The sequence below is a fragment of the Bradyrhizobium sp. HKCCYLRH3061 genome (assembly GCF_051168015.1).
In the GTDB taxonomy this organism is placed as follows: Bacteria; Pseudomonadota; Alphaproteobacteria; order Rhizobiales; family Xanthobacteraceae; genus Bradyrhizobium.
Window position 1 is genome coordinate 20,714 of record NZ_JBNPUE010000027.1, and the last position, 24,269, is coordinate 44,982.

Sequence of the window (24,269 nt, forward strand, 5' to 3'; positions counted from 1 at the left end):
GGATGCTCGGCCGTTCAGGCCTTGGCGGTCTTTTGCTCCTCGTGCGCAGCCTCCCACACCTCGCGCGCGGCGTCCGCATTCATGAGCGCGATACCGACACCCACGATCAGGTCCGGCCAGATCGAGGGCCACACAAAGGCGGTCACGAGACCGACCGCGATGATCGCGATGTTGGCGAAGGCGTCGTTGCGTGCGGACAGGAAGGCGGCGCGGGTGAGGCTGCCCTGGTGGTCCCTGACCCGCGCCAGGATCAACGCGCAGCCGAGATTGACGATCAGCGCGCCGAGGCCGGTCACGGTGAGCGGCAGCGGTGCGGGTGCGATCGGCGTGAAGAACTTCTCGCCGGCGGTCCACAGTCCGGCGACCGCGGGCGCCAGCAGGATCAGCGCCAGCGCCTTGCCGAGCAGCGCCCGCTGCGGCGCGCTCCAGCGCAGCGCCAGCGCAATCAGGATGTTGACCGAGGCATCCTCCAGAAAGTCGACGCTGTCGGCAAACAGCGACACCGAGCCGATCGCCAGCGCCACGGCGAACTCGATGCCGAAATAGCCGAGATTGAGCGCGGCAACGACAAGCACGGCGCGGCGAACGATGGTTGTCGCGTCCATCAGGCGTCCTCAATCATCGAGAGCTGCGAGCCGCTCCGCCTCGGCGAGGTCGAGCGCGGTATTGGCATTGAAGAACGGATCCAGCGGAACCGATGGCCAGCTCACGGTCGCGACCTTGTAGCGCGCCGTGAAGCGGGTGACCTTCCGGATGTCCTCCGCGACCAGGGCGTGCCGGAGATCCTCGCGCAGCCCGACCGGCCACAGCCCGATCACCGGATGGCTCTGGCCGCCGGACGCCGCCACCGCCAGTTCGGCCTGCTCCGCCGCCCGCGCCGTGGCCAGCCGCGCGACCAGATCGCGCGGCAGGAAGGGGCAGTCGCCGGCGGCGCTCAGCATCCACCGTGCCTCCGGCATATGCGCCGCAACCCAGTCGAGCCCGGCGAGAATGCCGGCGAGCGGGCCCGGGAAGCCGGCGACGCCATCCGGCACGACGGCCAGGCCGTTGCCCGCGAAGCGCGCGGGGTCGCCGTTGGCATTGAGGATCAGCCGGCTGCATTGCGGCGCCAGCCGCGCGATCACGCGCTCCAGGATGGTGCGGCCGTCGACCATGCGCAACGGCTTGTCGCCGCCGCCCATCCGCTGCGCGCGACCGCCGGCGAGCAGCACGCCGGGGATCGAAGTCGAGGTCATGGCTGTCATCGCGGGCTCGTTACCACGACTGCTGCCAGGGCGTCAGCGTCGGCCCGCGCGCGATCCACCATTTGCGCCTGCGCGGCGGCCGTACCGGCATGCCCCTCGCTGACGAGCCCTTGCCTGGTCCGCGCGGCTGCTGGCTTGACATCGCCAAGAGTGGACATGGCGTTCCACGGGGCCTTCGGGCCATCGATCGATCCCGCGCTCCTGGCTGTGCAAGAGCGCCGGGAGCCTTTCTGGAGACCGCGATGAAAGTCATCGGCCTCGCCGGCTGGAGCGGCGCCGGCAAGACCACGCTGCTGACGCGGCTGATTCCTCATCTCAGGGGGCAGGGACTGCGCGTCTCGGTGATCAAGCACGCCCATCACAAGTTCGACGTGGACGTCCCGGGCAAGGATTCGTGGCGGCATCGCGAGGCCGGGGCCGAGGAGGTTCTCGTCGCGTCGGGCACGCGCTGGGCGCTGATGCACGAGCTGCGCGGCGCAAGGGAGCCGGCCCTCGCGGAGCTGCTGGCGAGATTGTCTCCCGTCGATCTGGTCGTCATCGAAGGGTACAAGGCCGGCCCGCATCGCCGCATCGAGGTGCATCGCACAGCCAATGGCAAGCCGCTGCTGTTTCCCGACGATCCGGGCATTGTCGGGCTCGTCAGCGACGGCGATGCCGAGACGGCGTTGCCGCGCGCGCATCTCGACGATATCCCGGCGGTCGCGGCACTCGTCCAACATCTGGCGATGCCGCGGGCGGACGTTCTCGCGCTGGGCGACAAACCTGGTGTTCCATGATGGAACTCGCGAGTTCGCACCCGCATCTTCTGGCATTCATGGAACCCAGTTCCGGGTTCCATGGGATGATGCGGCCCCGGTTGACGTGCCGGAACCGCTTCTCCATGGTCGCGCGCATGATGATGACGAGGCTGGATCTGACGGGCCTGAAGTGCCCATTGCCGGTGCTGAAGACCCGGAAGGCGCTGCAGACGCTCAAGGCGGGAGAGCGGCTCGAAGTGTGCTGTACCGACCCGCTCGCGGTGATCGACATCCCGAACCTGGTGCGGGAGACCGGGGATCGGGTCGAGAGCGTCGATCGCACCGAGCGCGGCATTCTGTTTCGGATCGAGAAGGCCGCGGAACCGGCCGGATGATCCGCGCGGCGACGACATCCTCTGCTGCTGGTTGCTCGAACTACGTAGTTCGCGCGAAGTCTCTGCACATCGATGTGTCAAGGGATCGTGCTGCTTCCTATCGTCGCAGGGGCGCCCACCCGAGCTCACAACAATGCCGCGTTCTCAGTCCAGGCTTGCGATGCTGTTGCCAGGCAAGGACAAGTTGTTCCTTCTTCACGTTTCCGCGAGCGCGCGCATGCGGCGTCGAGTCGTGTCCGTCGCTGATGGTCCGCACATCTCATTAGTTGATTCCATCAGGGATGGTCGTGACGCGTCGGGAAAGTAATCGAGAGCAACATGACTACAGCCGTGAGTGGCGGTGGGGTTGGTTGCACGTGAATTTGTGTGTTTGTTAGCAACACATTCGCGCTGCAGTGCGATCAATCCACGAAGATTGACCGATTATTACCATTTTACTATCGACATTTTGCCTCGGTTCTGCACCAATTGAGGCTCTTCCGCGGAGGTTGCGGGAGGCGAGTCATGCCCGCTGGGGAGCGGGCCAGGCAGAACAGCGGCACAAGCAAGAATGGTGACGGCATAACGTCTCGGGTGGGGTGTTATGCGCATCGAGGCAGTAATGAGCGTTTGTGCGTTGCAAGACTGCTCTGGTACGCGATAGCGGGCGGGGTGAGTGGGCGTATTGATTCTGATCAAGGGGACAGAACATGACGTTGTTGCGTTGGGCGCGAGTCCGTAGGGGAGGAATGCATGGCAACCATTGAAAGCGCGGGCACGCTCCCGGGCGCACAGGCGGGGATCTTCGATCGTGAGCACACGGTCGCCAAGGCGGGGTTCAACCGCTGGCTGGTTCCTCCGGCTGCGCTGTGCATCCATCTCTGCATCGGCATGGCCTATGGCTTCTCGGTGTTCTGGCTGCCGCTGTCACGCGCGATCGGCGTGACCAAGACCCAGGCCTGCCCGGACATGACGCTGGTGCAGGAGCTGTTCACGACGAGCTGCGACTGGAAGGTCGCGAGCCTCGGCTGGATGTTCACCCTGTTCTTCGTGCTGCTCGGTGCATCCGCGGCGATCTGGGGCGGCTGGCTCGAACGGGCCGGACCGCGCAAGGCGGGCGCCGTGGCGGCCTGCTGCTGGGGCGGCGGCCTGCTGCTTGCGGCGCTCGGCATCTATGTGCACCAGCTCTGGATCATGTGGCTCGGCGCGGGCGTGATCGGCGGCATCGGCCTCGGCCTCGGCTACATCTCGCCGGTGTCGACCCTGGTGAAATGGTTCCCTGACCGGCGCGGCATGGCGACCGGCATGGCCATCATGGGCTTCGGCGGCGGCGCGATGATCGGTGCCCCGCTCGCCAACCTGCTGATGAACTACTTCAAGACCCCGACCTCGGTCGGCGTCTGGGAGACCTTCGTCGCGATGGGCGTGATCTATTTCGTGTTCATGATGATCGGCGCCTTCGCCTATCGCGTGGCCCCGGTCGGTTGGCAGCCCGAGGGCTGGACGCCGCCGACGGTGAAGAAGGCGATGATCTCCGACCATCATGTGCATCTCGACAATGCGCACAAGACTCCGCAGTTCTGGCTAGTCTGGTGGGTGCTCTGCTTGAACGTGTCGGCAGGTATCGGCGTCATCGGCATGGCCTCGCCGATGCTGCAGGAGATCTTCGCCGGCAAGCTGATCGGTCTGCCCGACGTCAGCTTCAACCAGCTCGACGCCAGCCAGAAGGCGACGATCGCGGGCATCGCGGCAGGCTTTGCCGGCCTGCTGTCGCTGTTCAACATCGGCGGCCGTTTCTTCTGGGCGTCGCTGTCGGACCACATCGGCCGCAAGAACACCTATTACTGCTTCTTCCTGATCGGCATCGTGCTCTACGCGCTGGCGCCGACCTTCGCAGCGATGGGTTCGAAGCTGCTGTTCGTGGCGGCCTTCGCCATCATCCTCTCGATGTATGGCGGCGGCTTCGCGACGGTCCCGGCCTATCTGGCCGACCTGTTCGGCACCCAGTTCGTGGGCGCCATCCACGGCCGTCTGTTGACGGCCTGGGCCACGGCCGGCATCATCGGTCCGGTGGTCGTCAACTACATCCGCGAGTTCCAGCTCGCCGCCGGCGTGCCGCGCGACCAGCTGTACAACACGACGATGTATATTCTCTGCGCCATGCTCCTGGCCGGCCTGATCTGCAACTTCCTGATCAAGCCCGTCGATGACAAGTGGAACATGAGCGCGGACGACGTCGCGAAGTACCAGGCGGAGCTCGCCAAGAACGAGTCGGCGATCCAGCACGGGTCGTTCGGCATCGGCAAGGGCGGGCTCGACGTCAAGGCCGGCTTGTTCTGGGCCTTCGTCGGCGTGCCGCTGGCATGGGGTGTCTGGAAGACGCTGGAAAGCGCGGTCAAGATCTTCTGATCCGAACCGGATCGGAGCGTGCGGGGCGGCCGGTTCGGCCGCCCCGTTTTTTTGGGCGACTTATGCTTTTCCTATGAGAGATGAAGTCAGCCCGTCTCGCATTCCTACGGCGAGGGGCTCCATCTTCCGCTTTGCCGGCCGGATGTCGCGCCGGCCTTGGCGGAGAATGAACATGAGCTCGGTCGAACCGTTTCGCGACGTCCGTGGCGCTTACGTCGCCTGGGCCCTGCGGCCTTCGCGCCTGATCAAGACGCTGCGCAAGACTGTCAGGGCCATCCGTGCGGCGATTGCCGTAGCCAAGCTCCGGCGCCTGCGCAACGAGTTGCTCTTCCGGCGCGGCTCTGGAGCGACGATCGAACTCGACGCCAGGCATCGGCCGCAAGCGCCTTTGCTTCTCGGCGACAAATGGGACTTCTGAGGCCTTCGGCCTGCGGATCGCCCTCTCAAAGCTGTGCTGCGTGCTTCGGAGACGTCGCGGCAGACGAGGCGCTCAGCCGCGCCATCGCTTGTCCGATCATTGTCTTCGCCGCCTCGTCAAGCTCGGTCAACGGCAGGCGCACACCGGCCGCAACAAGGCCCTGCAGGCTCAGGGCATATTTCAATGCCGCCGGCGCATCGCGATTGAACGCCTCGATCAGCGGCAGCAACCTGCCGTGCAGCCGTCGTGCCGCGCGCCAGCGCGCGCGCTGGCAGGTGGCGAACAGCACGTTGCAGAGCTCCGGCGCGACGTTGGCCGCCAGCGAGAAGCAGCCATCGCCACCAGCGGCCGCGAACGGCACCGCCGCCATATCGTCGCCCGACAACAGGCGAAAGCCGGGTGGCGTCAGTGATCGCAGATGAACGGCGCGCGCGGTATCACCGGTGCTGTCGCGCAAGCCGACGAATTGCGCCCATCGCGACAGGCGGATCAGCGTCTCGTCCGGCAGCGCGCGCCCCGTGCGCGAGGGGCAATCATGCAGGATGACCGGCAGTGTGGTTGAGTCTCCGACCGCGCGGAAGTGCGCGTAGATGCCCTCTGCCGTAGGCCGGTTGTAGGTAGGGGACCACCGACATGATCGCATCGGCGCCCGCGGCCGCCGCCTGCCGGGTGTTTTGCACGGCCTGGAGCGTCGCGTTGGAGCCCGCGCCGGCAATGACGCGAACCCGATTGCAGGCCGCGGTCACAGCCGCGCGAATGACCGCTTCGCGCTCCGCTGCCGTCAGCGTGGACGCTTCACCCGCGGTCTCGCAGACCAGGATCGCGCTGGCGCCGGCTTCGATCTGCCTCTCGCACAATCGGGCGAGTGCGGCGATGTCGACTGCGCCGGTCGCATCGAACGGCGTCGGAATGTCTGCGATCGAGCCGGTCAGCCATCGTGCGGCAGGTCCACGCGGCGGCGTCGGGGCGGCACTCATGCGATCGGCCGCCGGCTGCTGCCAAACAACAGTCCGACGGGCGCGAAGCGTCCGTTGGTGGCGAGCTCGATCGTGCGCGACAGCTCGACGATCGTCTCCGGATGATGGCCATTCTCGAACAGTGCATATTTCATCGCTTCGGCGCGGCTGACGAACAGGCCGCCATAGAGGCCGTTCTGCTCCTGGGCAACCCATTGGCCGCAGCTATTCCGACCGATGAGGACGAGGGCGGCAGCAGGCTTGTGACACGACGGAGGTTCGACGAGCTTCATGGACGTGGTCCTTCTGGTTCAAGCGCGCATCTCGTGAGATGACGTTGCGTTGGTTCATCGAATATCGCGGTGTACGGATAGGAATTCGAGGCGGCGGAGCGGTCGACGTCATAGGCGCCGCGTAGGCACGCGCCGGTCAGGATTCCGAGAGCTGGTTGAGTGCCATGACGCCGCAGTAGAGCGAGAGATAGCCAACCATCTCGTCCCAATGATTGAGGCTTGCGTTGAAGACGCGCTCACGGCGCAGCATGGCGAGCACGGCACATAGGATGACGGTCATCCAGAGCAGGGCAGCGAGGCTGCGCCCGAAGCCGATGCTGCCGAACGTCGCGAACAGAACGAGGATCGCGGTTCGCAGCCCGAAGCGAAGCAATACTCTGGCCGGGGACAGCTCCACGGGCTCGCCGGCCGGGAGGATCATCGCCGCGCTCTCGTCCTCTCAGAAATTGTCGCAGCAGAGCAGGGTTGCGAGCACGGGCTCGGCGGAGCGTTCTCCGGAGACGGGCAGCGTCGGCTCGAGGCGACGCGCCTCGGCGGCTGCGTGGAGAATGGCGAGGGCGAGATCGGCGTGGCGGGCTTCGACGCAATGATCAAGCCAGTCCGGCAATTCGCGCTGTTGCGACAAGGCGCAGTGCCATTCGCCGTCATCATAGGCGAGGCGGCGGAGCGACCATCGCGGCAATTGCAGCGCGATCAGCTCCAGCGCGGCATCGATCCGGGCCTCCGCCTGCATCATCCGGCCGATCCGGATCCGGCGCCGTCCGCGCGCCGACAGCGGCGAGACGCCATCGTCCTCGCCGAGAAGGTCGGTCAGCAGCGCGGCTGTTTCCTGCGCGGCCTGCCGTGGCTCGGCGAAATCTCGGGGTGTCGTGACCGGCATGATGATGCTCCGTCGTGATTGAGCGACGGCCCGCACCGGGCCGTGCCAACAATCTGGCGGCAGCGGCCGTAGGAATGCGAGACGGGCGAGGCCAGGAAGAAATAAGCGGCGCATAAGCGTGCGGCGCCACCGTGGGCGCTCCCTATGCAGCGGCGCTCATCGTCGGCCGGCTTCGGCCGCGGAATGCCGCGATCTTTATGAGATTCCTATAACTTTGCCGGCGGCGCGGTCTCGAAAACCTATGGTTCCGAATGCCATCTGTGCCGATGCAACGGACCGCGGGGCGCGGATGGGGGTTTGATCCATCACAAGTTGCGCGCTCCCGCAGACCCTACGCTTTGCGCGCCTCGCGCGCATGAGGAGCACACCATGCTGGACATCCTGATGCTGGCGCTGGCCGCCGGCTTATTCGCCCTGGCGATCGGCTACACCTACGCCTGCGAGCGGCTCTAGGAGACGAGCCATGATCTTCGACTATTCGCTCGCCGGCGCGGTGTCGCTCGGCCTTCTGATCTACCTCACCTACGCGCTGTTGCGGCCCGAGCGGTTCTGACCGCCACCGTCGCACCCTCAAGGACAACATTCCCATGACCGTGATCGGCTGGATCCAGATCCTGCTCTACTGCGCCGTCATCGTCGCGCTCGCCAAGCCGCTCGGCTGGTACATGACGCGCGTCTTCAATGGCGAGCGCACCTTGCTGTCGCCGGTGCTGCGGCCGGTGGAGGTCGCGATCTACTGGATCGGCGGCGTCGACGAGCGCCGCGAGCAGCATTGGCTGACCTACACGGTCGCAATGCTGCTGTTCCATGTCGGCGGCTTCCTGATCATCTACGGCGTGATGCGGCTGCAGGCCGTGCTGCCGTTCAATCCCGCCGGACAGTCCGCGGTCGCCGAGGATCTCTCCTTCAACACCGCGATCAGCTTCCTGACCAACACCAACTGGCAGAACTACGGTGGCGAGAGCACGCTCTCTTATCTCGTCCAGATGCTCGGGCTCACCCACCAGAACTTCCTGTCGGCCGCGACGGGCATCGTGCTCGCGATCGCGCTGATCCGCGGCTTCTCGCGCGCCTCGGCGCGGACCGTCGGCAATTTCTGGGTGGATATCACACGCTGCACGCTCTATGTGCTGCTGCCGCTCTGCATCATCTACACGCTGTTTCTGGTCTGGCAGGGCATGCCGCAGACGCTCGGGCCCTATGTCGAGGCGACGACCCTGGAAGGCGCCAAGCAGACCATCGCGCTCGGCCCGGTCGCCTCGCAGGTCGCGATCAAGATGCTCGGCACCAATGGCGGCGGCTTCTTCAATGCCAACGCCGCGCATCCGTTCGAGAACCCGACCGCGCTGTCGAACTTCATCCAGATGCTCTCGATCTTCGCGCTCGGTGCTGCCCTGACCAACGTGTTCGGCCGCATGGTCGGCAATCAGCGCCAGGGCTGGGCGCTCCTCGCCGTGATGGGCGCGCTGTTCATCGCCGGCGTCGCCATCACCTACTGGGCCGAGGCCAACGGTACGACCACGCTGAACGCGCTGGGACTGACCGGCGGCAACATGGAAGGCAAGGAGGTCCGCTTCGGCATCGTCGCGTCGTCACTGTTCGCGGTGATCACGACGGCCGCCTCCTGCGGCGCGGTCAATGCCATGCATGACAGCTTCACCGCGCTTGGCGGCATGATCCCGCTGGTGAACATCGAGCTTGGCGAAATCATCGTCGGCGGTGTCGGCGCAGGCATGTACGGCATGCTGCTGTTCGTCGTGCTCGCGATCTTCGTCGCGGGCCTGATGGTCGGTCGCACGCCGGAATACGTCGGCAAGAAGATCGAGGCCCGCGAGGTCAAGATGGCGATGCTGGCGATCCTGATCCTGCCGCTGATGATCCTGGGTTGGACCGCGGTCGCCGTGGTGCTGCCCTCCGCCGTGGCGTCGATGGCCAATGCCGGCCCGCACGGCTTCACCGAGGTGCTCTATGCCTACACCTCGGCCACCGGCAACAACGGCTCGGCGTTCGCAGGCCTGACCGGCAACACCTTCTTCTACAATCTGACGCTCGCCTCCTCGATGTTCGTCGGCCGCTTCTTCATGATCATCCCGGCGATGGCGATCGCGGGCTCGCTCGCGCAGAAGAAGTCGATCCCGCCCTCGGCCGGCACGTTCCCGACCACCGGCGGCCTGTTCGTCGGCCTCGTCGTCGGCGTCATCCTGATCATCGGCGGCCTCACCTTCTTCCCGGCTCTCGCCCTCGGTCCGATCGTCGAGCATCTCGCGATGGCCGCCGGCACCGTGTTCTGATTTCGGAGCGACCTCCATGGACACCATCAAACTGCAGAAGCGCTCGTCGATGTCGACGATGCTCGACCCGAAGATCGTGCTGCCGGCCATCAAGGCCGCGGTGGTCAAGCTCGACCCGCGGCTGATGATCAGGAACCCCGTGATGTTCGTGGTCGAGGTCGTCGCGGCGCTCACCACGGTGATCTTCCTGCGCGACGTCGCGACCGGCGGCGCGAATCTCGGCTTCACCTTCCAGATCATTCTCTGGCTGTGGTTCACCGTGCTGTTCGCCAATTTCGCCGAAGCCGTCGCCGAAGGCCGCGGCAAGGCGCAGGCGGATTCGCTGCGCAAGACGCGCACCGAGAGCCAGGCCAAGCTGCTGACGGGCACGAACCCGGCCGACCACACCTACAAGCTCGTGCCCGGAACCAGCCTGAAGGTCGGCGACCTCGTGCTGGTCGAGGCCGGCGACACGATCCCGTCCGACGGCGAGGTGATCGAGGGCGTCGCCTCGGTCAACGAGGCTGCGATCACCGGCGAGTCCGCTCCGGTCATCCGGGAGTCCGGCGGCGACCGCTCGGCGGTAACCGGCGGCACGCAGGTGCTGTCGGACTGGATCCGCGTCAGGATCACCGCGGCCCAGGGCTCGACCTTCATCGACCGCATGATCAAGCTGGTCGAGGGAGCCGAGCGACAGAAGACGCCGAACGAGATCGCGCTCAACATCCTGCTCGCCGGCCTCACCATCATCTTCGTGTTCGCGACGGTGACGATCCCGAGCTACGCGGCCTATGCCGGCGGCTCGATCTCGGTGGTGGTGCTGGTGGCGCTGTTCGTGACCTTGATCCCGACCACGATCGGCGCGCTGCTGTCGGCGATCGGCATCGCCGGCATGGACCGCCTGGTGCGCTTCAACGTGCTGGCGATGTCCGGCCGCGCGGTCGAGGCCGCCGGCGACGTCGATACGCTGCTGCTCGACAAGACCGGCACCATCACGCTCGGCAATCGGCAGGCGACTGCGTTCCGTCCCGTCCGGGGCGTCAGCGAGCAGGAGCTGGCCGACGCGGCGCAGCTCGCCTCGCTCGCCGACGAGACCCCGGAGGGCCGCTCCATCGTGGTGCTCGCGAAGGACAAATACGGTATCCGCGGCCGCGACATGGCCGAGCTCGGCGCCACCTTCGTGCCGTTCACGGCGCAGACCCGCATGAGCGGCGTCGATGCCGGCGGTTCCTCGGTGCGCAAGGGCGCGGTCGACGCCATCCTCAACTCCATCGGCGGCGGCGGCCCGACCCAGCCCGTCTCCGGCAACACGGCGCGCGCGGTCCAGCCGGTCGAGAGCGAGCTCGTCCGCGAGATCCGTGCAATCTCCGACGACATCGCCAAATCCGGCGGCACGCCGCTCGCGGTCGCCAGGGACGGGCGCCTGCTCGGCGTCATCCAGCTCAAGGATATCGTCAAGGGCGGCATCCGCGAACGTTTCGCCGAGCTGCGCCGGATGGGCATCCGCACCATCATGATCACCGGCGACAACCCGATGACCGCGGCGGCGATCGCCGCCGAAGCCGGCGTCGACGATTTCCTGGCGCAGGCGACCCCCGAGGACAAGCTCAAGCTGATCCGAGACGAGCAGGCCAAGGGCAAGCTGGTCGCCATGTGCGGCGACGGCACCAACGACGCGCCGGCGCTGGCGCAAGCCGATGTCGGCGTCGCCATGAACACCGGCACGCAGGCCGCGCGCGAGGCCGGCAACATGGTCGATCTCGATTCCAACCCGACCAAGCTGATCGAGGTGGTGGAGATCGGCAAGCAGCTCTTGATGACGCGCGGCGCGCTGACGACGTTCTCGATCGCCAACGACGTCGCCAAATATTTCGCGATCATCCCGGCGATGTTCCTGGCGTTCTACCCGCAGCTGAACGTGCTGAACGTCATGAACCTCGCGAGCCCGCAGAGCGCGATCCTGTCGGCGATCATCTTCAACGCGCTCGTCATCATCGCGCTGATCCCGCTGGCGCTGAAGGGCGTCGCCTACCGCGCCATCGGCGCCGGCGCGCTGCTCGGCCGCAACCTGATGATCTATGGCCTGGGCGGCATCATCATCCCCTTCATCGGCATCAAGGCAATCGACCTGATCGTGACCGCCTTGCACCTGGCTTGAACCACCACCGGCGTGATTGCGAGCGAAGCGACGCAATCCAGAGTCTCGTACACAGCCCTGGATTGCTTCGTCGCTTCGCTCCTCGCAATGACGCCGCGACACAGGAGATCTCCCATGCTCAAAGAAATCCGTCCCGCCATCCTGGTCCTGCTCGCGCTGACCTTGATCACCGGGCTGCTGTATCCGCTCGCCATGACCGTCGTCGCCGGCACCATCTTCCCGGCGCAGGCCGAAGGCAGCCTGATCACGCGCAACGGCCAGGTGATCGGCTCGGCGCTGATCGGGCAGGAGTTCAAGGACGACAAATATTTCCACGGCCGTCCGTCGGCGACCTCGGCCGCCGATCCGAACGATGCGACCAAGACGGTGCCGGCGCCCTATAACGCCGCCAACTCCTCCGGCTCCAATCTCGGCCCGACCAGCAAGGCGCTGGCCGACCGGGTCAAGGAGGATGTTGACAGGCTGAAGGCGGAGAATCCTGGGCAGGCCGTGCCGGTCGATCTGGTGACGACCTCGGCGAGCGGGCTCGATCCGGACATCTCGCCGGAGGCGGCGCTGTTCCAGGTGCCGCGGGTGGCCAAGGCGCGCGGCTTGCCGGAGGCCAGCGTTCAGGGCCTGATCGCCCAGCAGACTAAGGGCCGTCTGCTCGGACTGCTCGGCGAACCCCGCGTTAACGTGCTTGCGCTCAATCTGGCGCTCGACGCTGCCAAGCCGTAGTGAGGCCTTAGAGGTCCCGGCCTTGGCGCCGAAGCTCCTCCGTCTATAATGCCGCATGGCCAGTCAACGCCGCGATCCTGACCAACGTCCCTCGCCGGAAGCCCTGCTCGAAGCGGCCCGGCGGGAGGACAGTCCTGCCGGCAAGCTCAAGATCTTCGTCGGCGCCGCCCCCGGCGTCGGCAAGACCTATGAAATGCTGTCGAGCGCGCATGCCAAGCTGAAGGCCGGCGTCGATGTCGTCATCGGCTTCGTCGAGACGCATGGCCGCGCCGAGACCGAGGCGCTGGTCCGCGGCCTGGAGGTCGTCCCGCGCAAACGTATTTCCTACAAGGACCAGATCGTCGAGGAGATGGATCTGGATGCCGTGATTGCGCGCCGTCCCAAGCTCGCCATCGTCGACGAGCTCGCGCACACCAATGCTGTCGGCAGCCGCCACCCCAAGCGCTATCTCGACGTCGAGGAGCTGCTGTCGCACGGCATCGATGTCTACACGGCGGTCAACGTCCAGCACATCGAGAGCCTCAACGACGTCGTCGCCCAGATCACCCATGTGCGCGTGCGCGAGACCGTGCCGGATTCGATCCTCGACCGCGCCGACGCCATCGAGCTGATCGACCTTACGCCCGACGACCTGATCCAGCGACTGAAGGAGGGCAAGGTCTATGTGCCCAAGCAGGCCGAGCGCGCGCTGGAGCATTATTTCTCGCCCGGCAACCTGACCGCGCTGCGCGAGCTCGCGCTGCGTCGGACGGCCGAGCGTGTCGACGAGCAACTGCTCACCCACATGCAGGCCAACGCCATCGCGGGGCCCTGGGCGGCCGGCGAGCGGATCCTCGTCTGCGTGTCGGAGGATCCGCGGGCGACAGGGCTGGTGCGCTACACCAAGCGGCTCGCCGACCGTGTCCATGCGCCGTGGACCGCCGTGACCATCGAGACCCGGCGCAATCTGCAGCTCAGTGACAGGCAGCGCGACCGGCTCGCCGATACGCTGCGGTTGGCCGAGACCCTCGGCGGCGAGGCGCTGACGATTCCGGGCGTCGGCCGGCGTATCGCCGATGACCTCATCGGCTTCGCGCAGGCCAACAACGTCACCCAGATCATCATCGGCAAGTCCAGCCGCTCGCGCCTGTTCGAGATCGTCAGAGGCTCGGTGGTGCACGACCTGGTCAGGCGCGCCGGCAACATCAGCATCCATGTCATCGCCGGCGAGGAGGCGCCCGACACCGCGGCCAGCTCGGTGCAGACGCGGCCGCGCAGCGAGCCGCTGCAGCCGAAGCCCTATGTGATGGCGCTGCTGATCACGGCTGTCGGCCTTGGCCTCGCCGAGCTGATCCAGCCCGTCTTCGGCATCGAGAACGTCGATCTCGTGTTCCTCACGGCGGTGGTCGGCGTCGCCGCACGCTACGGCCTGGGACCGTCGCTGCTGGCGAGCCTCGCCGCCTCGCTCTGCTACAACTTCTTCTTCCTCCCGCCGCTGTATACGTTCACGATCACCGATCCGACCAACATCGGCGCGTTCTTCTTCTTCATGCTGATCGCGATCCTGGTGTCCAACGTCGCCGCGCGCGTTCGCGTTCAGGCTGACGCCGCCACCCACCGCGTCCGGACCACCGAGCAGCTCTATGCCTTCAGCCGCAAGCTTGCGGGCACCGCGACCCTCGATGACGTGCTGTGGGCCACGGCCTATCAGGCGGCGTTGATGCTGAAGGTGCGGGTCGTGCTGCTGTTGCCGCAGGACGGCAAGCTCACGGTCATGACCGGCTACCCGCCGGAGGATCAGCTCGACGACGCCGACCTCGCCGCCGCGAGCTGGGCCTGGAGCAACGACCGCGCCGCCGGCCGCGGCTCCGACACGCTGCCGGGAGCCAAGCGGCTGTTCCTGCCGATGCGCACCGGCCGCGGCCTGATCGGCGTCATCGGCATCGACGACGACCGCACCGGGCCGCTGCTGACCCCCGACCAGCGCCGGCTGCTCGACGCCCTGGTCGACCAGGGCGCCCTGGCGATCGAGCGCGTTCTGCTGGTCGAGGACATGGACAAGGTCAAGCGCACCATGGAGCAGGACCGGCTGCGTTCGGCGCTGCTCACCTCGATCTCGCACGATCTGAAGACGCCGCTCGCCTCGGTGCTCGGCGCGGCCTCGACGATGCGCGATCTCGCGGCCAGGCTGTCCGACAAGGAGAAGCTCGACCTGCTCGCCACCGTGATCGACGAATCCGAACGGCTGAATCGATTCATCGCCAACCTCCTGGACATGACCAAGCTGGAATCCGGCGCGATCGTGCCGAACGCCGCCCTCCACGACGTCGGCGAGATCGTCGGCAGCGCGCTGCGGCGTGCCGGCAAGATCCTCGCCGGTCATCATGTCTCGCTGGTACTGGCGCCCGATCTGCCGATGGTCGAGGTCGACGCGGTGCTGTTCGAGCAGGTGCTGTTCAATCTGCTCGACAACGCCGCCAAATATGCGCCTCCCGAGACCTCGATTGCGATCCGTGCGGCCCGCGACAGCAACTGGATCGTGCTCGAGATCCGTGACGAAGGCGACGGCATTCCCGCCGCGGAGGTCGAGCACGTGTTCGACAAGTTCTATCGCGTGCAGAAGGGCGACCAGGTGCGGCCCGGCACCGGACTTGGGCTTGCGATCTCGCGTGGCTTCATCGAGGCGATGCATGGCCGCATCTTCGCCGGCAACCGCACCGATCGGCGCGGTGCGGTCCTCACCATCCGCCTGCCGGTGCCGGCGCAGGCCAGACCGCTGGATACGGCCGCATGACCGGCGCTCCGATCAAGGTGCTCGTGATCGACGACGAGCCGCCGATCCGCAAGCTGCTGCGGATGGGCCTGACCACGCAGGGCTACGAGATTCTCGAGGCCTCCAACGGCAGGAACGCGCTGGAGCTGTTGGGCCGGGAGCCGGCGCTGATCATTCTCGACCTTGGCCTCCCCGACATCGACGGACTCGAGCTGCTGCGAACCATCCGTGGCCGCAACGAGGCCGTGCCGGTCGTGGTGCTGTCCAGCCGCGGCGACGAGGCGGGCAAGGTCCAGGCGCTCGATCTCGGCGCCGACGACTACATCACCAAGCCGTTCGGCATGGATGAATTGCTGGCGCGCCTGCGCGCGGCGCTGCGGCACCAGCTGCAGGTGCAGGGCGAGCGGCCGGTGTTTCGCACCGGCGACCTCTCGGTCGATCTCGTCCGCCGCATCGTCAAGGTCGGCGAGCGCGAGGTCAAGCTGTCGCCGAAGGAGTACGATCTGCTGCGCGTGCTCGTGCAGCACGCCGGCAAGGTGCTGACGCATCGCTTCCTGCTCAAGGAGCTGTGGGACGAATTGACCGACGCGCAATATCTGCGCGTCTATGTCCGCCAGCTCCGGCAGAAGATCGAGACCGATCCCGAGCGCCCGCAATTCGTGTTGACCGAGACCGGCATCGGCTATCGCTTGCGTGCGCCGGATTAGCGCTTCTTCATGTGAGCCAGTCCTTCAAAGCGGAACCATCGCTCACCCTCGTGATTTCTGTGATATCACAGGGAGACCATGTTGATGGCACGCAAAACACGCAAATATTCCAAGGGCGCGTCCAAGGACGTCGAGCGCGCGATGAAGAAGCGCAAGGCAGGAACGTTGAAGAGCGGCGGCTCGGGCCGCAAGGTCAAGAGCCGCAAGCAGGCGATCGCGATCGGTCTGTCGGAGGCGCGCCGCGAAGGCAAGAAGGTGCCGCCGAAGAAGAGCGCCAAGTCATCGGCGAAGAAGTCCGCCAAGAAGGCGAGCAAGAAAAGCACGAAGAAGACTACCAAGAAAACGACGAAGAAGAAGTCGAAGAAGAAGAGCTGACGAGGCGATCATTCGGGCTACGATCATCGCGCACGCCATGACCCGCAGCCGTCGCAAAATTCTCCGCTGTCGTCCCGGCGAACGCCGGGACCCATAACCCCAGGGAGATGTTATTGCGCGGGATGTTGGACGAGTCTTGTCTTACAATACCCGCCGCAGAGTATGGGTCCCGGCGTTCGCCGGGACGACGGGGCGGTGGTGTGGAGGCCGCTTGCGCCACGCAGGCAGCTGCTGGCCTTCACCCCGCCTTCCTCTGCCGCGCCGCCGACCGATGCGCCTTCTTCGCGGGGCGTCGATGCGCGCTCGTCCGCCGTGACGCCGCACGCGCTGTCTTTTTTCCGCCCTTGCCCAGGCTCTGTTTCAGCGCGTCCATCAGGCTGACGACGTTGTCGGGCCGCTCCGCCGGCTCCGGCAGCTTGATCGGCTTGCCCGAGGCCTTGCGCTTGACCAGCGCCTTCAGCGCCGCCTCGTACTGGTCCTTGAACTCCGACGGCTTGAAGTGCGCGGCCTTGGTCTGCAGGATGTGGCCGGCGAGCTCCACCATGTCCTTGGTAATCTTCGGCGACTTGATGTCGTCGAAGAACTCGGCCTCGTCGCGCAGCTCGTAGGGAAAGCGCAGTGTGGTGCCGAGCATGCCCTTGCCCATCGGCTCGATGGCGATGACGTGCTCGCGGTTGGTCAGCACGATCCGCGCCAGCGCGACGCGATCCTGCTCCTTCATCGCGTCGCGAATGACCGCGAAGGCGTCGACCGCCGCCTTGCCGTCGGGAGCGATGTAATAGGGATGGTTGAGATAGCGCTGGTCGATCTCCTCGCGCGGCACGAAGCTGTCGATATCGATCGTATGGTTACTCTCGATCTGGACCGCCTCCAGCTCCTCCGGCTCGATCTCGACATACTGCCCCTTGGAGAGTTCGTAGCCGCGGCCCTTCTGCTCGCCTTCGACGATGTCGCCGGTCTCAGAGTCGACCATCTGCTGCTTGAGCCGGTTGCCGGTCTCGCGGTTGATCAGATGGAAGCGCGTCTTCTCGACCGAGGTCGACGCCGGATAGAGGACGACGGGGCAACTGACGAGCGAGAGTTTGAGCGAGCCTTTCCAGTAGGCGCGGGGGGCCATCGTGGTCTCCTTGGACAATCCGGACGAGGCTGCAACGGGCAAGCATCGGTGTGGGTTCCATGGGCCCCGCCGAGGGTCGCTTCGGGAAAAATTAATTCGCTTGACGACTTCGTAAAATCAGCATTATGGTCCGACCCATTCCGTTGCGTCGGAGGGGACGTATCGCGGTCGTCACGGACGTCGGCAGCGGAATGCGATGGGCGTGTCGGGTTGCAGCGTGATTGACGTTGCGCCGACGAACGATCTGGCACGCACGGTCAAGTCGCGCGGTCCTGGCCTCCCGACGCTGAGGTCAAGTTTGCGAGGATGCTTTGTGCATCGCGCGGATGACGGTGGCCAACAAGCCCGGCGCACCGGGGAGAACGCGAAGCAGCTGTTAAAACCGTCGCGCAGGGAGGGCCGGGATGACTCGGCTGCACCTGTGGTACCTGCCGCCTGCATTTTCTTTCGCAGGCGGGCCATGGGGGCGGCGAGCTCCCGGCCTTCCCTGCGCCCTCTCATCGGCAGAGGGTGGACCATCGCGAGACCCGGGCTTTCCTCAGCCGCGGGAACGCGGAACTTTGCCCGGTGTTATCAGGTGGATGCGAGCCGCGCCGGCGCCAGCGGCGGAGCCGGTTCCACGACCCTGCCGGCTTTGCTACGCTACCACTCAACACGAGGGATCACCGTGGCGCTCAGGAAGCTTTCCACCTATCGCAAGAAGCGCGATTTCGACAAGACGGCAGAGCCGTCCGGCGACGCCAAGGTCGCGCGTGCGGCGCGGCCGCGCTTCGTCATCCAGAAGCACGACGCGACGCGGCTGCACTACGATCTCAGGCTGGAGTTCGGCGGCGTGTTCAAGTCGTGGGCCGTGACCAAGGGGCCGTCGCTCGATCCGCACGACAAGCGGCTCGCGGTCGAGGTCGAGGACCACCCGCTCGACTATGGCGATTTCGAAGGTACGATCCCGGAAGGCGAGTATGGCGGCGGCACCGTCATGCTGTGGGATCGCGGCCATTGGGACAGCGAGGACCCGGAGCGCGGCTTCAAGAAGGGCGACCTCAAGTTCACCCTTGAAGGCGAGAAGCTGCATGGCAGCTGGGTGCTGGTACGGATGCGTCATGATCGCACGGGCGGCAAGCGCACCAATTGGCTGCTGATCAAGCACCGCGACGAGTTCGCCCGGGAAGGCGAGGCCAACGACATCCTGGAGGCGGACAAGTCGGTCGCCTCGGGCCGCACGATGGAGCAGATCGCGGCCGGCAAGGGCAAAGCGCCGAAGCCGTTCATGCTCGCCAAGACGCAGCGCATGAATGCCGACGCGGTGTGGCACTCCAGCCGCGGCGACGGCAGTGCCTCTCCAGAGAAGGCGTCTCCCAAGAAGACGCCGAAGTCCAAGGCCGCGAAAGCGGCCGCTGCTCCGAAGACGGTCGCCCCGCGAACCGTGTCGTCGCTGCCGGACTTCGTGCCGCCCGAGCTCTGTACTTCGGTCGCCCAGCCGCCGAGCGGTGAGGGCTGGGCGCATGAGATCAAGTTCGACGGCTACCGCGTGCAGATCAGGGTGGAGGACGGGAAGGCGACTTTGAAGACGCGCAAGGGCCTGGACTGGACGGCAAAGTTCGGTGCCATCGCCGAGGAAGCGGCTGAATTGCCGGACGCGATCATCGACGGCGAGATCGTCGCGCTCGACAAGGACGGCAATCCGGATTTCTCGGCGCTGCAGGCGGCGATTTCGGCGGGCGAAACCGACGAGCTGATCTTCTTTGCCTTCGACCTGATGTTCGCGGAGGAGTTCGACCTGCGCCGCCAGCCTTTGCGCGAGCGCAAGGCGCGGCTGGCGAAGCTGCTGAAGGCGCACATCAAGGGCAAGGCGCCGCGCATCCGCTATGTCGAGCACTTCGAGAGCGACGGCGAGGCCGTGCTGGAGTCGGCGCGCAAGCTGTCATTGGAGGGCATCGTCTCCAAGAAGCTGGACTCGGCCTATCATTCGGGACGGACGGAGAGCTGGACCAAAGCCAAGACCAGGCCCGGCCACGAGGTCGTCATCGGTGGCTGGAAGACCACCAACGGCAAATTCCGCTCGTTGATGGTCGGCGTCAACAAGGACGATCATCTCGCTTATGTCGGGATCGTCGGCACCGGCTTCGGCCAGGACACGGTGAAGGAGATCATGCCGGCGCTGAAGGCGGCGGCATCCGACAAGAGCCCGTTCGGCGGCAAGAACGCGCCGCGCAAGACGCGTGAGGTGCATTGGCTCAAGCCGGAGCTAGTCGCCGAGATCGAGTTTGCCGGCTGGACCGCGGACAACAATGTCAGACAGGCCTCGTTCAAGGGACTGCGCCAGGACAAGCCGGCCCGCGAGGTCGTTGCCGAGCCGCCGGTGGTGACGACGAAGGTTGCCCGGCCGGTGGCGCGGGCCGCGGCGAGCGTCGCGACCGTCGGCACCACGCTGCACAAGACGCCGTCACGCACGAAGGGCGCGGCGACCGTGATGGGCGTTGCGATCTCCAAGCCCGACAAGGCGCTGTGGCCGGACGCCGGCGATGGCGAGCCCGTCACCAAGCTCGATCTCGCCAACTATCTGGAAGCCGTCGGCAACTGGATGATCGATCATCTGAAGGGACGGCCGTGCTCGATCGTACGTGCGCCTGATGGCATCGGTGGCGAAAAATTCTTCCAGCGGCACGGCATGCAGGGCATGTCGGACCTGCTCGAGCTGGTCAAGGTGTCGGGCGACCGCAAACCGTATCTGCAGATCGACCGTGTCGAGGGATTGATCGCGGTCGCCCAGGTCGCCGCCGTCGAGCTGCATCCATGGAATTGCGCACCCGACGCCTATGACGTTCCGGGCCGGCTGGTGTTCGATCTCGACCCGGCGCCGAACGTCGCCTTCGGGGAGGTGATCGCGGCCGCCAAGGAGATGCGCCAGCGCCTGAAGAGCCTCGGACTCGAGAGCTTCTGCAAGACCACGGGCGGCAAGGGTCTGCACGTGGTGACGCCGTTGCTGCACGGCGCGCGCGACAGAGTGAGCTGGCCCGAAGCGAAGGCGTTTGCGCAAGGTGTGTGCCTATGGATGGCGAACGACAGCCCGGAGCAATACCTGCTCAACATGTCGAAGAAGCTGCGCGGGGGGAAGATCTTCCTCGACTATCTGCGCAACGACCGGATGTCGACGGCGGTCGCCGTGCTGTCGCCGCGCGCCCGCGAAGGCGCCACCGTGTCCATGCCGCTGACCTGGACGCAGGTGAAGAACGGGCTCGAACCCAAGCGCTACACCATCCGCACCGTACCGGCGCTGCTGGCCAAGACCAGGGCGTGGGATGGTTATGAAGATGCCGCGGGCTCGATCAAGGCGGCCATCAAGAAGCTCGCAGAGACGTCGTAGTCGCTCGGGCAGACGTGGTGTCTGCCCGAGCCGATCGCCTCAGAAGGATCAGATACGTCCGAGCAGGACGAGGATCAGCACGATGACGATGATCAGGCCGAGACCGCCGCCGCCATAGTAGCCGGTGCCGTAGAACGGACCGCCGCCGATGCCGGAAAAGCCGCCGAGCAGGGCGATGATGAGAATGATCAGGATGATAGTTCCGATGGACATGTGCTTCCTCCAGTGCCCGGCAGCGGGGCGACAACGTGCTCTGCCTTCGCCGAGGAAACTGGTCGGAACTTCGAAAGTTCCGTGCGGGAAACAGGTAAAATTCGGAGCGTGTCTTTGCGGTCGTAACCAGCAATGACTACCTGAAGGCAGTTGTTAGTCAGGAGATCGCGATGTCAAGACCGCTTGTCGTTTCCATTCCGCATCGCCTCGGCAAGGACGAGGCCGTGCGCCGGCTCCAGGCCGGTCTCAGCCGCGCCGCGACCAGCGTTCCGGTCCTGAAGGTCGACGAAGAGCGCTGGGAGGGCGACAAGATGATCTTTCGCGTTCGCGCTCTGGGTCAAGCGGCGTCGGGCCATGTCGACGTCGCCGACGATCACGTGCGTGTCGAGGTCGTGCTGCCCTGGCTGTTGCAGCGCTTTGCCGAGGCGGCGCAGTCCGCGATCCGCAGCCGCGGCCAGCTGCTGTTGACGAAAAAGAGCTGATCAGCCCGGCGTCGATGCTGTCTGACGTCGACCAGCCGGGTGGGTTGCCGCATCGGTCCGCGCTGGGATCACTGCTGCAGGCAAATGTATGAAGACGGAGGACACCGCAAGGATGCCGTCCTGTATGTCCGCAGATGTGTAGCCGCGGGCATGAACCTCGGCTTCGAAACCATCCGGGTGGGGCCACACCCGGCCACCGTCGGTGAAGGGCACAAAGTTGCGCACAGTGACAACGACGACGGCGTCCCGCCCATGCCGCCGTGCGAAGGCAATGATGTGATCGGCATGACGTCCGCTCACCTCGAGCGGCTCATGGGAACCGTCGGTGAAGACCGAGGGCATCTCGTTGCGCAGCCGGAGCAGCCGCCGTGTCCAGGCGAGCTTGATGCGGCCATCCGGCCAGTGGTCCGCCAGGCGGGCCCAATCGGGACGCTCGCACTCGCGCAGCGCCCGTTCGCGCGCGGCGAAGTCCACCGGGCGGCGATTGTCGGGATCGACCATCGAGAGGTCCCAGAACTCGGTGCCCTGATAGATATCCGGCACGCCGGGCATCGTCGCCTTCAGCGTGAGCTGTGTCAGCGAGTTCAGCGCGCCGAGCAAAGCGGTCCGCCTGGAAAGCGTCTCCAACGACTGCAGGAACTCGGGCGAGCGGTCGCGATCCAGGATGCGGTCGATGAAGCTGCGCAGGCCGTTCTCATAGGCCTCGTTCGGATTGAGCCAGCTGGTCTCGTCCTTGCCCTCCCGCGCCGCCTTCAGCGCATAGGCCTGCAACCGCTCCGCAAGGCTCGGGTCGGCGCCAGTTGCGGGCCAGATGCCAACGAGCGTCTGGTACAGCATGTATTCGAACGCCGCCGAGGGCGCGCGCATCTTGCCATCGGTGATGACGTGCGGCGCGTTCAAGGTCTTCCAGCGCGCCATCGCGGACGTCCAATCGTTGGGCAACTCGGTGATGGCGGCCAGCCGCGTGCGGGCATCCTCGCCGCGCTTGGTGTCGTGGGTAGCGGTGGCGGTCATGCCGTGCGGCCAATGCCTGGCGCGATCGTGCATCAGCTTGTGGAAGTCGGCGATCGTCAGAGCATGCGCCGCCGGATCGCCGCCGACCTCGTTGAGCGCGAGCAGCCGGTGGAAGCGATAGAAGCCGGTATCCTCCAGCGACTTCGCCATCATCGGGCCGGTGAACTGCTGCACCTTCAGCGCGAAGCGGCGCACACGTGGGACGCTGTGGCTGGTGCTGCGGTCGCGCTTGATCAGATCCATGGTGAGCGTATCGCGCAGGAAGTCGAAGATCGAGCCGTCGGAGGCGAACCATTCGGCGCGGGCGCCGGCTATGGCGTGATCGATCAGCTTGCGATCGGCCTCGGTCGCCCCGGCCGCGGTGAGATAGGTGCGATAGACCGGGAAGTGAAGAACATACAGTTCGAGCGCCTGGCGCAGGCTGTCTTCCGAATAGTCGCGCGTCGAGTAGTGGCCGTTGGCGATGCGCGCCAGGAGGCGCGTCAGCACGGTGAACTCGCTGGTCAGCAGCGTTTCCAGCACGCGCCGCTTGGCCTCCTTGATGACGGGCGCGAGCTTCGGCGGCTTGTTGCTGATCTGGCGCCAGATCTCGTCCAAGGGCTCCAGGCCGTTGCCGTCGATGAGCAGCTGGGTGATGACGTTCATCCACTCGTAGCCGGTGGTGCCGTTCACGCCGGCAAAGCTCGGCAGCTTCTCGTGCTCGCAGAGAATCTTCTCGATGACGACGTAGAATGGCCCGGCCGCGGGCCCCCGAGCGTCGCGGATCAGCCGCCGCAGCCGCTGGAAATATTGTGCGGGATCGCGCAGGCCGTCGATATGGTCGAGCCGCAGACCCTGCAGCTGGCCATCCGCGATCAGCTTCTTGACCAGCCGGTGGATCGCTTCGAACGTGCCAGCATCCTCGACGCGCAGGCCGGCCAGCGTGTTGACGTCGAAGAAGCGGCGGTAGTTGATGTCGCTGGACGCAAGCCGCCAATGCCCGAGTTTGTAATTCTGCCGTTCAAGCAGATGGTGCAGGGCCAGCGTCTGCGTCGGTCGGCCCTCGCCGGCCTGATACGCCGAGAGGCCTCGCGCGATAATGTCGCCAGCCCCGGGAATGGCCTTGAGTGCAGCCTTGAACGCCGGGGCTTCCTTGCGGTTCGGATGGCGCAGGCCGCGATAGCGCGACGCCAGGTCGAGGATCGCCTTGCCGGCCTCGCTGCTCTCCTCACCGGCCTCCTTTACGATGATGCGCAGCACCTCGCCATAGCGCTCCGGCGCGATCGGCAGGCGATGCTCGAAGTACCAGCAGGAGAACGAGCCTTCGTCCGGGTCGTAGCGCAGCTCGATCTCACCATGTTCGAGCGCATGGCCGTAGGACGTCCCGATGATCGGCAGCAGCACGCCGCCCCGGGCGCGATACGGCAATTGGTCCCAGTCGATGTCGAACGAGGCTGCATGCGGCGACGCCTGGCCCCATTCGAGCACATCGAGCCACCATGGATTGTCGTCGAAATGGACGCCGACATGGTTCGGAACGAAATCGAGGATGAGCCCGAGATCGTGCGCCTTCAGCGCGGCGCTCAGCTTGGCGAAGCCGTCCTGACCGCCGAGCTCAGGATTGAGCTTGGTGTGATCCGTGATGTCGTAGCCATGCGTCGAGCCCTTGCGCGCCGTCATGAACGGCGAGGCGTAGACATGGCTGATGCCGAGCGCCTTCAGATACGGCACGACGCGCGCCGCTGCTTCGAAATTGAAGTCGGCGGTGAGCTGCAGGCGGTAGGTCGCGAGCGGAATGGCAGGAGGCATG

General features: G+C 65.9%; 24 protein-coding genes. 14 read left to right on the forward strand and 10 right to left on the reverse strand.

The features are described from left to right. Positions 1-14: 14 nt before the first annotated feature. Together ACQR2C_RS30590 and mobA are read right to left on the reverse strand one after the other, a co-directional pair. A complete protein-coding gene (locus ACQR2C_RS30590; RefSeq protein WP_316177697.1) occupies positions 15-605 on the reverse strand; it encodes a cation transporter in 591 nt (196 codons plus the stop codon). Between the two features lie 9 nt (positions 606-614). Continuing rightward, a complete protein-coding gene (gene mobA, locus ACQR2C_RS30595; RefSeq protein ID WP_434882790.1) occupies positions 615-1,244 on the reverse strand; it encodes a molybdenum cofactor guanylyltransferase MobA in 630 nt (209 codons plus the stop codon). 242 nt (positions 1,245-1,486) lie between these two features. Between mobA and mobB the strand changes: the two genes are divergently transcribed. The 4 genes from mobB to ACQR2C_RS30615 all read left to right on the forward strand — a co-directional run bounded on the left by mobB (position 1,487) and on the right by ACQR2C_RS30615 (position 5,182). Next, positions 1,487-2,020: a molybdopterin-guanine dinucleotide biosynthesis protein B gene (gene mobB, locus ACQR2C_RS30600; RefSeq protein WP_315805412.1), complete on the forward strand. Its 534-nt coding sequence runs from the start codon at positions 1,487-1,489 to the stop codon at positions 2,018-2,020. Between the two features lie 116 nt (positions 2,021-2,136). Next, the gene (locus ACQR2C_RS30605; protein WP_434845642.1) at positions 2,137-2,376 is read left to right on the forward strand and encodes a sulfurtransferase TusA family protein; all 240 of its coding nucleotides are present in this window, start codon (positions 2,137-2,139) and stop codon (positions 2,374-2,376) included. Between the two features lie 732 nt (positions 2,377-3,108). Then, positions 3,109-4,764, forward strand: coding sequence for an OFA family MFS transporter (locus ACQR2C_RS30610; protein WP_434882791.1), 1,656 nt, complete (start codon positions 3,109-3,111; stop codon positions 4,762-4,764). A gap of 172 nt (positions 4,765-4,936) precedes the next feature. Continuing rightward, on the forward strand, positions 4,937-5,182 hold the full coding sequence (locus ACQR2C_RS30615) for a hypothetical protein (protein WP_316177704.1): 246 nt from the start codon (positions 4,937-4,939) through the stop codon (positions 5,180-5,182). Between the two features lie 25 nt (positions 5,183-5,207). Here ACQR2C_RS30615 and ACQR2C_RS30620 read toward each other — a convergent pair whose 3' ends face one another. The 5 genes from ACQR2C_RS30620 to ACQR2C_RS30640 form a co-directional block, all read right to left on the reverse strand. Further along, a complete protein-coding gene (locus tag ACQR2C_RS30620) occupies positions 5,208-5,825 on the reverse strand; it encodes a dihydrodipicolinate synthase family protein (protein WP_434882810.1) in 618 nt (205 codons plus the stop codon). Continuing rightward, positions 5,716-6,159: a dihydrodipicolinate synthase family protein gene (locus tag ACQR2C_RS30625; RefSeq protein WP_434882792.1), complete on the reverse strand. Its 444-nt coding sequence runs from the start codon at positions 6,157-6,159 to the stop codon at positions 5,716-5,718. The genes ACQR2C_RS30620 and ACQR2C_RS30625 overlap by 110 nt, the downstream gene beginning before the upstream one ends. After that, on the reverse strand, positions 6,156-6,431 hold the full coding sequence (locus tag ACQR2C_RS30630) for a hypothetical protein (RefSeq protein WP_434882793.1): 276 nt from the start codon (positions 6,429-6,431) through the stop codon (positions 6,156-6,158). The genes ACQR2C_RS30625 and ACQR2C_RS30630 overlap by 4 nt, the downstream gene beginning before the upstream one ends. A 136-nt stretch (positions 6,432-6,567) precedes the next feature. Next, positions 6,568-6,852, reverse strand: coding sequence for a hypothetical protein (locus ACQR2C_RS30635; protein WP_434882794.1), 285 nt, complete (start codon positions 6,850-6,852; stop codon positions 6,568-6,570). An 18-nt stretch (positions 6,853-6,870) separates the two neighbouring features. Beyond that, positions 6,871-7,311 (reverse strand): hypothetical protein, encoded by a 441-nt coding sequence (locus ACQR2C_RS30640; RefSeq protein WP_434882795.1) that lies wholly within the window; start codon positions 7,309-7,311, stop codon positions 6,871-6,873. 297 nt (positions 7,312-7,608) lie between these two features. Here ACQR2C_RS30640 and ACQR2C_RS30645 point away from each other — a divergent pair, with 297 nt between their 5' ends. The 8 genes from ACQR2C_RS30645 (at position 7,609) to ACQR2C_RS30680 (ending at position 16,290) form a co-directional block, all read left to right on the forward strand. Further along, positions 7,609-7,764, forward strand: a complete 156-nt coding sequence (locus tag ACQR2C_RS30645) for a hypothetical protein (RefSeq protein ID WP_316177714.1) — start codon at positions 7,609-7,611, stop codon at positions 7,762-7,764. Positions 7,765-7,774: 10 nt separating this feature from the next. Next, the gene (locus tag ACQR2C_RS30650; RefSeq protein WP_042340291.1) at positions 7,775-7,864 is read left to right on the forward strand and encodes a K(+)-transporting ATPase subunit F; all 90 of its coding nucleotides are present in this window, start codon (positions 7,775-7,777) and stop codon (positions 7,862-7,864) included. Positions 7,865-7,898: 34 nt separating this feature from the next. After that, positions 7,899-9,602 (forward strand): potassium-transporting ATPase subunit KdpA, encoded by a 1,704-nt coding sequence (kdpA, locus tag ACQR2C_RS30655; protein ID WP_434882796.1) that lies wholly within the window; start codon positions 7,899-7,901, stop codon positions 9,600-9,602. A gap of 16 nt (positions 9,603-9,618) precedes the next feature. After that, the gene (gene kdpB / locus ACQR2C_RS30660) at positions 9,619-11,739 is read left to right on the forward strand and encodes a potassium-transporting ATPase subunit KdpB (RefSeq protein ID WP_315805418.1); all 2,121 of its coding nucleotides are present in this window, start codon (positions 9,619-9,621) and stop codon (positions 11,737-11,739) included. Positions 11,740-11,853: 114 nt separating this feature from the next. Then, on the forward strand, positions 11,854-12,456 hold the full coding sequence (locus ACQR2C_RS30665; RefSeq protein WP_315805419.1) for a K(+)-transporting ATPase subunit C: 603 nt from the start codon (positions 11,854-11,856) through the stop codon (positions 12,454-12,456). 55 nt (positions 12,457-12,511) lie between these two features. Then, on the forward strand, positions 12,512-15,229 hold the full coding sequence (locus ACQR2C_RS30670; RefSeq protein ID WP_434882797.1) for a DUF4118 domain-containing protein: 2,718 nt from the start codon (positions 12,512-12,514) through the stop codon (positions 15,227-15,229). Next, positions 15,226-15,915: a response regulator gene (locus ACQR2C_RS30675; protein ID WP_434882798.1), complete on the forward strand. Its 690-nt coding sequence runs from the start codon at positions 15,226-15,228 to the stop codon at positions 15,913-15,915. Before ACQR2C_RS30670 ends, ACQR2C_RS30675 begins: the two co-directional genes overlap by 4 nt. An 84-nt stretch (positions 15,916-15,999) precedes the next feature. Further along, positions 16,000-16,290 carry a DUF6496 domain-containing protein gene (locus tag ACQR2C_RS30680; RefSeq protein WP_315805422.1) on the forward strand — a complete coding sequence of 97 codons (291 nt, stop codon included), beginning with the start codon at positions 16,000-16,002 and terminating at the stop codon, positions 16,288-16,290. A gap of 238 nt (positions 16,291-16,528) precedes the next feature. Here ACQR2C_RS30680 and ACQR2C_RS30685 read toward each other — a convergent pair whose 3' ends face one another. Then, complete coding sequence (locus ACQR2C_RS30685) at positions 16,529-17,407, reverse strand: Ku protein (protein WP_434882799.1); 879 nt, start codon at positions 17,405-17,407, stop codon at positions 16,529-16,531. Positions 17,408-18,074: 667 nt separating this feature from the next. Here ACQR2C_RS30685 and ligD point away from each other — a divergent pair. Next, on the forward strand, positions 18,075-20,771 hold the full coding sequence (gene ligD / locus ACQR2C_RS30690) for a DNA ligase D (RefSeq protein ID WP_434882800.1): 2,697 nt from the start codon (positions 18,075-18,077) through the stop codon (positions 20,769-20,771). A gap of 48 nt (positions 20,772-20,819) precedes the next feature. Here ligD and ACQR2C_RS30695 read toward each other — a convergent pair whose 3' ends face one another. Beyond that, positions 20,820-20,984 carry a DUF3309 family protein gene (locus ACQR2C_RS30695; RefSeq protein ID WP_006614022.1) on the reverse strand — a complete coding sequence of 55 codons (165 nt, stop codon included), beginning with the start codon at positions 20,982-20,984 and terminating at the stop codon, positions 20,820-20,822. Positions 20,985-21,154: 170 nt separating this feature from the next. Here ACQR2C_RS30695 and ACQR2C_RS30700 point away from each other — a divergent pair, with 170 nt between their 5' ends. Beyond that, the gene (locus ACQR2C_RS30700) at positions 21,155-21,466 is read left to right on the forward strand and encodes a polyhydroxyalkanoic acid system family protein (RefSeq protein ID WP_315717996.1); all 312 of its coding nucleotides are present in this window, start codon (positions 21,155-21,157) and stop codon (positions 21,464-21,466) included. On the opposite strand, the gene treY is transcribed toward ACQR2C_RS30700, so the two are convergent. Next, positions 21,467-24,268 carry a malto-oligosyltrehalose synthase gene (gene treY, locus ACQR2C_RS30705; RefSeq protein WP_434882801.1) on the reverse strand — a complete coding sequence of 934 codons (2,802 nt, stop codon included), beginning with the start codon at positions 24,266-24,268 and terminating at the stop codon, positions 21,467-21,469. Position 24,269 lies beyond the last annotated feature (1 nt).

Coding starts and splice junctions, on each gene's coding strand:
- ACQR2C_RS30590 (WP_316177697.1), bottom strand. CDS start 605: ATGGACGCGACAACCATCGTTCGCCGCGCCGTGCTTGTCGTTGCCGCG.
- mobA (WP_434882790.1), bottom strand. CDS start 1,244: ATGACAGCCATGACCTCGACTTCGATCCCCGGCGTGCTGCTCGCCGGC.
- mobB (WP_315805412.1), top strand. CDS start 1,487: ATGAAAGTCATCGGCCTCGCCGGCTGGAGCGGCGCCGGCAAGACCACG.
- ACQR2C_RS30605 (WP_434845642.1), top strand. CDS start 2,137: ATGATGATGACGAGGCTGGATCTGACGGGCCTGAAGTGCCCATTGCCG.
- ACQR2C_RS30610 (WP_434882791.1), top strand. CDS start 3,109: ATGGCAACCATTGAAAGCGCGGGCACGCTCCCGGGCGCACAGGCGGGG.
- ACQR2C_RS30615 (WP_316177704.1), top strand. CDS start 4,937: ATGAGCTCGGTCGAACCGTTTCGCGACGTCCGTGGCGCTTACGTCGCC.
- ACQR2C_RS30620 (WP_434882810.1), bottom strand. CDS start 5,825: ATGCGATCATGTCGGTGGTCCCCTACCTACAACCGGCCTACGGCAGAG.
- ACQR2C_RS30625 (WP_434882792.1), bottom strand. CDS start 6,159: ATGAGTGCCGCCCCGACGCCGCCGCGTGGACCTGCCGCACGATGGCTG.
- ACQR2C_RS30630 (WP_434882793.1), bottom strand. CDS start 6,431: ATGAAGCTCGTCGAACCTCCGTCGTGTCACAAGCCTGCTGCCGCCCTC.
- ACQR2C_RS30635 (WP_434882794.1), bottom strand. CDS start 6,852: ATGATCCTCCCGGCCGGCGAGCCCGTGGAGCTGTCCCCGGCCAGAGTA.
- ACQR2C_RS30640 (WP_434882795.1), bottom strand. CDS start 7,311: ATGCCGGTCACGACACCCCGAGATTTCGCCGAGCCACGGCAGGCCGCG.
- ACQR2C_RS30650 (WP_042340291.1), top strand. CDS start 7,775: ATGATCTTCGACTATTCGCTCGCCGGCGCGGTGTCGCTCGGCCTTCTG.
- kdpA (WP_434882796.1), top strand. CDS start 7,899: ATGACCGTGATCGGCTGGATCCAGATCCTGCTCTACTGCGCCGTCATC.
- kdpB (WP_315805418.1), top strand. CDS start 9,619: ATGGACACCATCAAACTGCAGAAGCGCTCGTCGATGTCGACGATGCTC.
- ACQR2C_RS30665 (WP_315805419.1), top strand. CDS start 11,854: ATGCTCAAAGAAATCCGTCCCGCCATCCTGGTCCTGCTCGCGCTGACC.
- ACQR2C_RS30670 (WP_434882797.1), top strand. CDS start 12,512: ATGGCCAGTCAACGCCGCGATCCTGACCAACGTCCCTCGCCGGAAGCC.
- ACQR2C_RS30675 (WP_434882798.1), top strand. CDS start 15,226: ATGACCGGCGCTCCGATCAAGGTGCTCGTGATCGACGACGAGCCGCCG.
- ACQR2C_RS30680 (WP_315805422.1), top strand. CDS start 16,000: ATGGCACGCAAAACACGCAAATATTCCAAGGGCGCGTCCAAGGACGTC.
- ACQR2C_RS30685 (WP_434882799.1), bottom strand. CDS start 17,407: ATGGCCCCCCGCGCCTACTGGAAAGGCTCGCTCAAACTCTCGCTCGTC.
- ACQR2C_RS30695 (WP_006614022.1), bottom strand. CDS start 20,984: ATGTCCATCGGAACTATCATCCTGATCATTCTCATCATCGCCCTGCTC.
- ACQR2C_RS30700 (WP_315717996.1), top strand. CDS start 21,155: ATGTCAAGACCGCTTGTCGTTTCCATTCCGCATCGCCTCGGCAAGGAC.
- treY (WP_434882801.1), bottom strand. CDS start 24,268: ATGCCTCCTGCCATTCCGCTCGCGACCTACCGCCTGCAGCTCACCGCC.